We start from the raw sequence: 3,462 nt of genomic DNA, 5'->3' as shown, positions 1-3,462 counted from the left end.
GACGTAACAAAGCCACATTATGTGAAGATCGATGTAAGCATGACACCTACCAATTACCTGGCTTTGCAGCAGGTGGAACTGTTAAATTAAAAGTAGAAAAAAAAGTGGCTTTCATCCAAGTCACTCCTGGTACTGCCCAAATCTATTCTCTTGAGGAAAAGGGCTGTCAATTAGTTTTTGATAACCTAAAAGACAAAGACTCTCGTTTGATCCACTATCTGGAGGGACATATGATCCAAGTGACCCAAGAAGGTTCGCTCTACCGCTGGCCACTCAAAGAACCTTTTCCTTCGCAACCCTTAAGCAGGGTGGGAAATTTTGAAGAAGCCCATGTTGACCAGGAGTTGCTTATTTTAGTGTTGCCTCAGCGCAAGCAATTTGCCATTTTTAATATAGAAAATGGCTTAAAATGTTACGAATCTCCCCTTTTCTGCTCTTCCATCCGCTCGTTCGATTGTCGTGATAACCAAATTTTGATTCAATGTGAAGATGGCGCGCTTTATTTTATCACAGCTATTCGAAAAGAGAATGCCTCCCAAAATCTGGAACCGATTCTTTTGGACGAGCTCTTTTTAGATCCTTTTTCCAAAGAGCTGGTGCAATTTGATGAAAAGCGCGTCATTATTTTGGGGAAGGATGCGGTGAAACGCTTATGTACGGTTTGGGATGTTGCTAGCGGAAAAAAAATCTTTGATAATTGTCTCGAAGCTTCAAAATTTGGTAGTTGTTTTATGGGAAAATTTATTACTGCTTCAGCCTATAATGGCAAAAAACTCGCTGTGGGATATGACTCAGGAGATGTCGCTTTTTATGAACCCTCTAGTGGAAGAACGATTACAGAGCATTCCTTTGGTCCTTATTCTGTCCAATTTCTTAGTTTCGACTGCGATCAGGAACATTGCTGGGTGGCCACTAATCCCTACTATATAATCGAATGCCTAAATATCAAAAATGAGCCTGAAACAGTGGGAGCTTTTTGCTCTATTAAACAAAAAAAGAAATTGGAAGATATAGAAGAAGAAGCATTAGAGTGTAATTTAACAGGTATTTATGCAGATGAGCGCCGTTTGGCTTGCTGCGATAAAGAAGGGTGGTTAGATGTTTGGGACTTTGCTAAGGCCTCTCTCCCCCACCCCCACCCCTTAAGCTTTGAAATTTAGCTTATTCGTTTGGCACCTTTAACGGCTCTACAGCATCTAGCCCTAAGCCAATGCAGTCGTCGTACTGAAATAAAAAAGCAGGAATTCTAGCGCCGAAAATAAAAGAGTGCATTATCCTAAGAAGATCAAGGATAAAATTTCATTAAGCTTTATCCATTCCCATTGAGACGCTTATCTAAGAGAAATACTCGCTCATTTTGAAGGCACTATACAAACAGTTCTATGTTTGTAAACGCCAAAAAATACACATTAAAAATGTATTATGGCCTAAAATTAAGATTACAAATCAATTTTAGTGGCAGCATTTTCCGTCTGTATATTTCCTAATCGAATATGCCTTCTAATTTTACCGAAAACCTTATAACCCGTTTTTTTCCTGATCCTATCATCTCGTGGACTTAAAGCACTTTTAGATCAAAAACTACAGAGTTTGTATTTGAGCTTTATCAACTTTTACTTAATTTTTAATAGCTATTCATGGATAAAATGAAACTTTCTCTTAAAATGTGACTGCCTATTTTATCTCATAATTATTGCAATAATTTTTATCTATCCATCATAATGTTAAAATTTTTATAAATGAAAATGTATTTTAGTCATTGGGACGGTCATTTTGCATATTTCTAATTTTGGGTTTAATCCTAGTCATCTTGTTCATACAACGGCCCCTTCTTACTCTCAATCTCAAGAGATTAATGACCCTCTTGTGGATGAAAATAATCCCTTAGACAATCCTTTGGCTAATACACAGGAAACTAGTGCGTCAATAATTCCTGCTCCTGCTCTTTCACCTTTATCTGAAGAAATTCAACTAAGTTTTCAAGAGGGAACTTCTCTGACCATTTCTCATCCTCAACTAGTTTTGTTAAGGGGCAAATCACCCTACTTTAAGAATCTGTGGTCGGGACAATTTCAAGAAACCCTGCAACATCCTCTCGCTTTGACACAAAAAAACTTTACGCTTTTGCTCAATTGCTTAACGAATCCTAAGTTTGAAATTCCCTTGGAAGAAATTATATCTTCCATTCGAATAGCCGATTTTTGTCAACTGACAGAAGTAGTGAAACATTTAGAAGAACAGCTAATTGATGGATACAAATCCCATAGTTTTGAACCTTTTAACTCCACTGAAGAGAGCTTAATCGAATTAAAAGAACTTTTAAATTTTGCGCAGCAATGTCAATTAAACACTTTGAAAAACTATTTAGAATTGACTGTTATGTGCGCATTTTTAAACCCGACTTCTCAGTTAACCGAATTTCAAAGAATTATAAATCACTTCTTAGATGAGATAGAAGCACTTAATTTTTCAGAAAATGCCGATTTGACCGATGCTCATCTTTTAGCATTAAAAAATTGTAAAAATTTAAAAGAGCTTTATCTTCAAGAGTGCCGTAAACTTACTGATGCTGGATTAGTGCATTTAGCACCCTTAGTGGCTTTGCAGCTTCTAGATTTAAGCGATTGCAATAATCTCACCGATGTAGGATTAGCCCATTTGAGGCCCTTAGCAGCTTTACAGCATCTAAATTTGGGTAATTGTAAAAATCTCACTAATGCAGGATTAGTGCATTTGACATCCTTAGTGGCTTTACAACATTTAGATCTGAATGGATGCCGTAAACTCACAGACGCTGGATTGGCGCATTTAAGGCCCTTAATGACTTTACAGTATTTAAATCTGAGTAGTTGTGTTAAACTTACAGACGCTGGATTAGCGCATTTAAGGCCCTTAATGACTTTACAGCATTTAAATCTGAGTAGTTGTGGTAAGCTCACGGACGCTGGATTAGCGCATTTGACACATTTAACGGCTTTGCAGCATCTCAATCTAAGCAAGTGCTGGACTCTTACTGACAATGGATTAGCCCATTTGACACCCTTAACGGGTTTGCAGCATCTCAATCTAACCCAATACTGGACTCTCACTGACGCTGGGTTGGCGCATTTAACACCTTTAATAGCTTTGCAGCATCTAGTTCTAAGGGGATGTGGTGGAGTTACAGATGCTGGATTAGCTCATTTGATACCCTTAACGGCTTTGCAGCATTTAGATCTAAGGGGATGTGATAATGTCAAGAATACTGGATTAGCTCATTTGATACCCTTAACGGCTTTGCAGCATTTAGATCTGAGGGGATGTGATAAAGTAACCGATGCAGGATTAGCCCATTTGATACCCTTAACGGCTTTGCAACATCTAGATTTAAGCTATTGCAATAATCTCAGTGACGCTGGGTTGGCCCATTTAACACCTTTAACGGATTTGCAGCATCTCGAACTAAGCAGATGCTATAAACTC

2 protein-coding genes are annotated in these 3,462 nt (G+C 38.0%); both read left to right on the top strand.

Features of this window, described 5'->3' with window-relative positions:
* Window positions 1-1,160, top strand: a 1,160-nt coding sequence (locus BU804_RS01700) for a hypothetical protein (protein ID WP_075882734.1), incomplete at its 5' end; no start/stop codon positions are given.
* 613 nt (window positions 1,161-1,773) lie between these two features.
* The coding region (locus BU804_RS01695; protein WP_075882733.1) for a leucine-rich repeat domain-containing protein at window positions 1,774-3,462 on the top strand (1,689 nt) is incomplete at its 3' end.

Origin of the sequence: Candidatus Protochlamydia sp. W-9 (assembly GCF_001950615.1) — a bacterium.
GTDB lineage: Bacteria > Chlamydiota > Chlamydiia > Chlamydiales > Parachlamydiaceae > Protochlamydia > Protochlamydia amoebophila.
Note: the sequence above shows the minus strand (reverse complement) of the source record. Positions and strands in the feature narration are given on the sequence as shown.